This window comes from Chitinophaga sp. (assembly GCF_036569185.1).
In the GTDB taxonomy this organism is placed as follows: domain Bacteria; phylum Bacteroidota; class Bacteroidia; order Chitinophagales; family Chitinophagaceae; genus Chitinophaga.
The window spans coordinates 1-6,931 of the sequence record NZ_DATCRD010000221.1; the positions used below are offsets into that span (position 1 = coordinate 1).

General features: G+C 47.9%; 4 protein-coding genes. All 4 read left to right on the plus strand.

The window, feature by feature from the left end; all coding sequences use genetic code 11:
• Window positions 1-273 precede the first annotated feature (273 nt).
• Complete coding sequence (locus tag VIM72_RS16575) at window positions 274-1,287, plus strand: FecR family protein (RefSeq protein ID WP_332003944.1); 1,014 nt, start codon at window positions 274-276, stop codon at window positions 1,285-1,287.
• Between the two features lie 51 nt (window positions 1,288-1,338).
• Window positions 1,339-4,821 carry a TonB-dependent receptor gene (locus VIM72_RS16580; protein ID WP_332003945.1) on the plus strand — a complete coding sequence of 1,161 codons (3,483 nt, stop codon included), beginning with the start codon at window positions 1,339-1,341 and terminating at the stop codon, window positions 4,819-4,821.
• A gap of 19 nt (window positions 4,822-4,840) precedes the next feature.
• Window positions 4,841-6,448 carry a RagB/SusD family nutrient uptake outer membrane protein gene (locus VIM72_RS16585; RefSeq protein ID WP_332003946.1) on the plus strand — a complete coding sequence of 536 codons (1,608 nt, stop codon included), beginning with the start codon at window positions 4,841-4,843 and terminating at the stop codon, window positions 6,446-6,448.
• A gap of 28 nt (window positions 6,449-6,476) precedes the next feature.
• Window positions 6,477-6,931, plus strand: a 455-nt coding sequence (locus VIM72_RS16590; protein WP_332003947.1) for a SusE domain-containing protein, incomplete at its 3' end; no start/stop codon positions are given.

Sequence of the window (6,931 nt, forward strand, 5' to 3'; positions counted from 1 at the left end):
TTTTCGCGGATTTTGTCTGACTCCGGATTTTGATGATTTCGCTGATTACGCTGATTGATTACTTCGGATTTAAAGGGATTTGGGGAGATGTAAACGAAAATATTCGCTTACATCTCCCCAAATCTTTTTAAAATCATTACAAAATCCAATCAGCGTAATCAGCGAAATCATCAAAATCCGGAGTCAGACAAAATCCGCGAAAAAATATTTTCCCCGCTTGTAAGTAGTTTTCCCCCCGCTACCTGTCCTTCTCTCTGAACACGATTCCATTTTATGATAAACGAAGAATATTTCGTATTACTGGTGACCCGTCAACTGGCGGGAGCAGCTACACGGGAAGAACTGGCGGAGCTGGAAGCCCTGCTGGAACAACACCCGGAACTGAAGGAAAAATACCGGCATCTCCACCACTATTTTGAAGATCCCTTACAGGTATCGGCGGAAAGCACAGAACAGGCCCTGCAAAGAACAATGTCTAAAATAAAACAACAAACGACTAACATCCGTCCGATGGATCCTAAAAGACCCGGGAGATGGAAATGGGTAGCTGCTGTTGCTGCTGCCATATTGTTACCGGTTGGCGCCCTCTGGTTGTTTAACGCTACACGAAAAACACCGGATGCCGGGAGGGAACAATGGGTAAAACGCAGCAACGGGAAAGCTACCCGGTCGTTTATTGAACTGGCCGATGGCAGCAAGATCTGGCTCAACGCGGAAAGCATGATCACTTACCCGGAAAAGTTCCGGGGCGACAGCCGCGAGATCTTCCTGGAAGGAGAAGCTTTTTTTGATGTGGCCACCAACGCCACGCGTCCTTTTATTATACACCTGAAAAAAGGCACCATCAAAGTGCTGGGCACCTCCTTTAATATCAGGGCGTATGAAAATGAACCGGTGCAAACCGCCGTGGTAACGGGAAAAGTAGCCTTCATTCCCCGTTATGAAGACACTAAAAAGATCAGTGACACCATCCTCGTTACACCCGACGTAAAAGTAACCTATACCGCCAGCAGCGGCACACTGATCAAAGACAATACCATCGGGTCGGAAGATAAGGCCTGGACAGAAGGGCGATTGATCTTCAGGAACGCTACCCTGGAAGAAATCGGCGCCAGCCTGCAACGCAATTTCAACAAACGCGTGGTATTTGAAGCCAACGCACCAAAACAATACCGGTTAACCGGGGCTTTCCATAATAATTCCCTGGAAGATATTATGTACTACCTCAGTAAATCAAAAGCATTCCACTACCGTATTACCGATTCAACATTAGTTATAGGAGAATAATAAACATCAAGCCAACACCAATATTTATTCATTTTTAATCACCACTACGTTATGAGAAAGGTATTACACAAGCCTTCTTTTCGTCCGCCTTTCCTGTCGCTGATAATCTGCTTATCGCTGCTGAGCGTGCTGGATCTGCATGCGCAGGTGGCCTATGCAGCCGGGTTGCGCCGGCAGGTGCAGCATCAGCCGGGAAAGGAACGGGAAAGGCCGCCGGCTATGAACCAACTGATCAGTCTCCAGGTCGACAATGCCAGCCTGGCAACGGTACTGGAAAAAATTGAAGCGCAAACCTCCCTGGTTTTCGTGTATTCCAACGACGATATTAAAGCTGCACAGAAAATATCCCTGAATGTAAAAGATAATAAACTGGACGATGTGTTACAGATGATCCTGCTGCCGCTGGAAATTAATTATGAGTTCATCGCCAATAAAATCATCCTTAAACATGGCGGCGCCGCCACCACTATAGGACAGCAGCAGGATATCACCATCACCGGCCGTGTAGTGGATAACCACGGGCAAACTATTCCCGGTGCGAACGTTCGCGTAAAGGGAATGAGCATAGGAACGGTTACCAATGCAGAAGGAACTTATACCCTGAAAATTCCTGCCAGCGCGGCTAACGGTACACTGGTATTTTCCTCAGTAGGATATGTATCTTCTGAAATTGCCATCAGTGGAAGAACCAGCATTGTTGCCATGCTGAACGTAGATTCCAAAGATCTCGGAGAGATCGTGGTAACGGCTTATGGCCAGCAGAAGAAAACACAGGTGACGGCTTCCATCAGCACCATTAACTCAAAGGATATTACCAGCAGGCCGGCGGTGAATATGTTCCAGGCATTGCAGGGCCAGGCGCCTAACCTCATCATGCAGCAGAATACCGCTGAACCAGGCGCGCCAATGACTATGAACATCCGCGGTGTTGGTAGCTTAACCGGCAACGCGCCACTCGTGATCATTGACGGAGTACAGGCCGGCGGTAATGGCCTGCAGAACCTGAATCCCTACGATGTGGAATCCATCTCCGTACTGAAAGATGCCGCCTCTGCAGCGATCTATGGTTCACAGGCGGCAAATGGCGTGATCTATATCACCACCAAAAAAGGAAAGAAAGATGATCATCCTTCTGTTACCTACAATGGCATGTATGGCTGGCAAACGCCTACCACACTGCCCCGGCAGATGGAAGCATGGCAGTACATGACCCTGAAAAATGAAGCGCTGGTAAACTCAGGTAAAACGCCGCAGTATACGCCGGAAGACATTAAATTGTGGCACGACCGTGGCTCAGAACCCGCTATGCTCAAGGAAATGCTCCGCAAGTATACCCCGCAGCAAAGCCATAATTTAAGTTTAAGCGGTGGCGGTAAAACCAGCAGCTACCTGTTTTCCCTCGGTTATCTCGACCAGGGCAACATGCTCCAGAACAAATATGTGCCCCAGGATTTTTACTACAAACGTTACAACGCACGCCTTAACGTATCCGTGGATGTAAGCAAGTATGTGAAAGTAAGCGGTAACGCCGCCTACACCCGCTCTACCTATCGTACACAGGTATCCGATATCGGCTTCCTGATGCGTGATGCAATGCGTGTGCCCCGCACTACTGCTGTAAAAGACTCCCTGGGCAACTGGGTAGTGCCACCATTAACCAGCAACAGCGTGATGGCTTTACTGGCAGAAGGCGGATACCGTTTAAGAACAGTGGATAACCTCATGGGCGGCATTGATGTGGTGATCACCCCGGCAGATCACTTTAAGATCAACCTGAATGCTTCCGGTAATTATAACATTGATAACACCGCTTACCGTATCAATAAATTTACCTACGCACCTTATTATACTACCGCTACGCCGCCGCTGTATAATGAAATGCATAACGCCGAATACAAGGATTTAACAACAAACGTATACGGTACCGTAGAATACGAAAATACTTTCGGTAAACATTATGTAAAAGGGCAGGTGGGTGTGCGCAGTGATGCGATAGATGAAGGTTATGGCTTCCGTGCGGATCGTTTTGGTACTACTAACCTGGACAACGACTGGTCTATTGGCGGTGGTTATATTCCCAAGCCGGATGGTACCTACGACTACCGGGATATCGGCACTTATAACGATATGAGCAATCCCAACCTGTATGCACTGAATTCACTTTTCGGCAGGTTCAACTACGCCTATAATGATAAATACCTCGCGGAAGTAACCTGGCGTTACGATGGTTCCTCCAAGCTGGCCCCGGGCCACCGCTGGCAGTTCTTCCCGGCGTTTTCACTGGGATGGAGACTTACAGACGAAGCCTTTATGCAGGAAGTAAAAGACCGTATCGGTAACTTTAAACTGCGTTATTCATGGGGACAGGTGGGGAACTCCAATATCGGTGGATTCAACTATCTTTCAAGGGTAAGCATCAACAATGCCAACTATGCCTTCAATAATTCCATTGCACCCGGTAATACTTTCTCTACTTACAACGACCTGTTACAGTGGGAAATTTCTACCATGAGCAACTATGGTATCGATGCAGATTTCCTCAAAGGCGCATTAACAGCATCTTTCGATTATTTTAATAAGACGACCGACGGGATCTATCTTTTCCAGACTGTTCCGGGAACTGCAGGTACTGCTGCTCCGCTGGAAAACGTGGGTAAGGTGAATAACAAAGGCTGGGAGCTGGCTATCAATTACCGGCTTACTACCGGAAAGTTCCATCATAACTTTGGTTTTAACCTCGCTGATAACCTGAACAAGGTGATTAAATTCGGCCAGGAATCTGTACGTGGCTCTGATGTAACCTTTATCATTAAAGAAGGGTTCCCCATTGCGTCTTACTATGGTTATAAATCCGATGGACTGTACCAGAACCTGGATGATATAAAGAACGCGCCCAAAGTGCCTTTTGCCTATAACCAGCAGGTGATGCCGGGAGATGTAAGGTATATTGACCGTAACAAAGATGGCGTGATCGATGAAAACGACCGCTATGTATTTGGTAATCCTTTCCCCCGCTACACCTTTGGCTTTAACTACAGTGTGAGCTGGAAAAACTTTGACCTCACCATGTTCTGGCAGGGTGTGGGTAAGCGCTCCCAGTTCCTGAGAGGGGATATCGTGGAAGCATTTCATAACAATGAAGATCACGCCATGGTACAGCACCTGGATCGCTGGACGCCTACCAATCCAGGCGCTACCTATCCCCGTGTAACCATTGGCGCCGCCGATGCCAATAACTTCGCCTATTCCGATTACTGGTTGTTTGACACCAAATACCTGCGACTGAAAAATTTCCAGTTGGGCTACAACCTGCCGGCATCTTTGCTGAACAGGGCGCGTATCCAGGGTGTACGGGTATATTTCACCAGCCAGAACCTGATAACGATCATGCCTGAACGCTTCCGTGAAATAGGCGTAGATCCTGAGTTTACGCAGTTTGATGATAAGTTGTCCATGTCTAATTACAATCCTATTGCAGGGCGTAATTACCCGAATGCGGCCACTTTTGCTTTTGGTCTGGATGTTAAGTTTTGATGCCTAAACAATCAATTGTATGAAGAAATTAGTTTTATCAATATTAGTGGCCGGCACTTTATTCAGTTGCCGTAAACTGGATCAGCCGATCACCAGGGAGTTTACCGAAACTGCCTACTGGCGCAATGCGCAGGATGCGCTCGACGCATTGACCGCCTGCTATGAGCATCTTTCAAAAGATGATTATTATTTTGGAGATGAAGCGCTGAGTGATAACGCCTATAACAGCGGCGGCGGCCTGATCAATGTAAATGCTATTGCCAACGGCGGATACGATGGCGCCAACGGCAGGGTAGCAGATACCTGGTCTTATTACTACACTACTATTCGTAGGTGCAATACCGTTACCACCAACATCGACCGTGTGCCGAATATGGACCCTGCACTGAAAGCCCGTATCCTGGCTGAAACGCGCTTTATCCGTGCTTACGCCTACTTTCAGCTTACCGCCTGGTATGGGGATGTACCTTTTTATACAGACCTCATTACTATTGATGCTTCCCGTACTATTGCACGTACTGATAAGAACACCATCCAGCAGTTTATCTTAACAGAACTGGCGGATATCCAGAAAGACCTGCCCACCAATACGCAGCAGGCGCAGAACGACCGTGGCCGTATTACCCGTGGCGCTGCCATTGCCATGAGCGCCCGTGTGCACCTGTTCCGCAGCGAATGGGCGGCTGTTGTTGCAGATTGCGAGAAGCTGATCGGTAAAACAGAGAACGGCACTTATGCCCTGTTTGGTAATTACAGTACCCTGTTTACCGTAGCCAATGAGTATAACAGCGAAGTGATCCTGGACCTGCAATATGGCGGTGGAAGAACCTACGACAAACAACGCGCTTTCATGCCGCAAACCATTGCTGCACTGAGAAGCGTACTGGTACCTACGCAGGACCTGGTGAATGATTACATCATGACCAATGGTAAAGCCATTGGCGAAGCCGGTTCCGGTTATAATGAAAATACGCCTTATGTTAACAGGGATCCGCGTTTTGAAGCTACCATCCTGCATCACGGATCCAGGGTGATTGATTTTAACGGTGTGGAACAAACCATCCTGACGCAACCAGGTTCTGTTCCTGCCACCAATACGGTAGATGACCAGGGCGCATCTCCCACCGGTTATTATTTCTATAAATATTACGACCGCGCAGCTACCAACTATGCATCGGGATTAAACCTGATCATGATCCGTTATGCTGATGTGCTGTTGATGTATGCAGAAGCAAAGAATGAGTTGGGGCAGATGAATGCGGCAGTATGGAATCAGACCATTCAACCTATCCGCGTGCGTGCCGGGTTTAATGATGCCGGCGCTACCCAGTTTAACGCTGCGCTGAACCAGGAGCAGCAACGCGCGGTGATCCGCCGGGAAAGAAGGGCAGAGCTGGCGTTTGAAGGACTGCGGGTGTATGATATCCGCCGCTGGAAAACTGCCGATGTGGTGATGAACAGACCTGTAAGAGGTATTAAAGTAACCTCCGGTGCTTTTAATAAAGATCCGAATGGTTATATCATCGTTGAAAACAGGTTGTTCACCAATCCCAAGCATTATCTGTGGCCGGTGCCCACTATTGAACGCGATCAGAACAAAAATCTTTCACAAAACCAGGACTGGTAATATCCTTCCACCTAAAAACTGTAATCACATGCAAAAATATTTGATCATTATACTGAGTGTTCTATTATTTAGTTGTAAGAAAGACGATTATTCACTCAACACCAATATGCAGCCGGTGCCCAAGCTCACCGCCCCGCTGGACAATAAATATATTAAGCTGCAACCTACCACCAGCGCTACAGTGAGCTTTGAGTGGGACCAGGCCCGTGCGGAAGATGGCTCGCTGGTACAGTATGAAGTAGCCTTTGACAAAGCGGGCGGCGATTTCTCTTCGCCTGTTGCAAAATTCTCTTCCGATGGTGGCGGCGTACAAAATAAGTTAACATTGTCGCACAAAGACCTGAACAGCGTGGCAGGCAAAGCAGGCATTGCTTCCCTGGCTACCGGCAAACTGGTATGGACCGTGCTCGCATCCAAAGGATACAATATCCAGAAAGCCGCAGAAACAAAGACCATCGAAGTAGAAAGACCCAACGGTTTTGC